We start from the raw sequence: 1,204 nt of genomic DNA, 5'->3' as shown, positions 1-1,204 counted from the left end.
GTGTCCGAGCCCCTGCCCCCCCCACGCCTGAACGCACGGAGCGAGACGGTGAGCAGCCCCTGATGAGGGCTGCCATCCCTCCAAGAATGACCACATCCACAACGACGAAACCCGGCAGATCCAGTACCGGCGGCGCTACCCCGACGTGTGACGCATGACGTCAAACACCCGCTCGGGCACGGCGAATAGCATCATCGACCGTCCATTGCCGCCGATCCCCGACGAATGCGCCTGCTAGCCCTACTGCTTGCCGCGACCCAGACCCTGCCCACCATGACCGTGCAAGGCCCCGACCGGTTCGAAGGTCGCTGGAAGCCGGACCAGCAGGCCAACAGCATCCTGGCCCGCAGTGAGTTGTCCAAACACGGCGGACCGGCATCGGACGGCGCCCGCCCTCCGCGAGGCGGCCCGCCTCCCGGCGGCAAGGGTGGTGGCATGGGCGACATGGGTGGAGGTGGTGGCGGAGCAGGCGGCGGTGGCGGCGGTCCTCCGGGCGGCGCCCCGCCCTCTGGTGGCGGTGGCCCCGGCAAGGGTGGCCCCAAACCAGACCAACTGGAGAGCCCCGAATCGCGCATCGTCGTCCCCCCGATCGACGACCTGCTGATAGCCAGCAGTCCCGCCTTCGTCATATTCGCGTCCGGCCCCAGTGGCCTGCTGCAGTTGCCCGCCGACGGCAAACCGCTGACCTTGGTCGACGGCACAACCCACGCGCGCCTGCAGCACATCGACGACGACCTGGTGATCACCCTGGATCACCCCGACGAACGACACGAAACCCTCACCTACCACCTGGAAGGCGACGGCCGCCGCCTGCGCATCACCAGCACCCTCGAAGCACCGGGCCTGGGTGCACCGCTGAGCAGGCAACGACTCTACAACCGCGTCGAAGACCCGTAGGTCTGGGGTTTCTGCAGGGCTACGGGAGCGGAACCCCGAACAGGGGATGCGAGAACGTGTTCGGCGGCTTCCTGAGCTTGAAAGTGGGCATTTACAGCGCCGGAAAAGCCCCCGTCCGAATGGCCAACTTCACCTATCGGACATTGAGCCCCGCGTAGAGCAGGACGGTGTAGCGCTGTTGCTGTTGCTGTTGCTCGTGATTTTGCTGTCGCTCTTTGCCTTTGACTTTCCTGGGGCCCCCATCCGCAGCGACGGAGCCAGCGGGAAAAACCCGAAGGGCGACGTGCATGGATGCACGTCGTTTTCT

At 66.3% G+C, this 1,204-nt stretch carries 1 protein-coding gene; it reads left to right on the top strand.

Annotated features, from left to right (window positions below; all coding sequences use genetic code 11):
• Positions 1-225 precede the first annotated feature (225 nt).
• Entirely contained in the window at positions 226-897 is a 672-nt protein-coding gene (locus tag AC3WJE_RS21020) for a hypothetical protein (protein ID WP_493732788.1), read from the top strand.
• The last annotated feature ends 307 nt before the right edge of the window (positions 898-1,204 follow it).

It is taken from the genome of Pseudomonas sp. GW821-FHT07E12 (assembly GCF_058986605.1).
Note: the sequence above shows the minus strand (reverse complement) of the source record. Positions and strands in the feature narration are given on the sequence as shown.

Coding starts and splice junctions, on each gene's coding strand:
- AC3WJE_RS21020 (WP_493732788.1), top strand. CDS start 226: ATGCGCCTGCTAGCCCTACTGCTTGCCGCGACCCAGACCCTGCCCACC.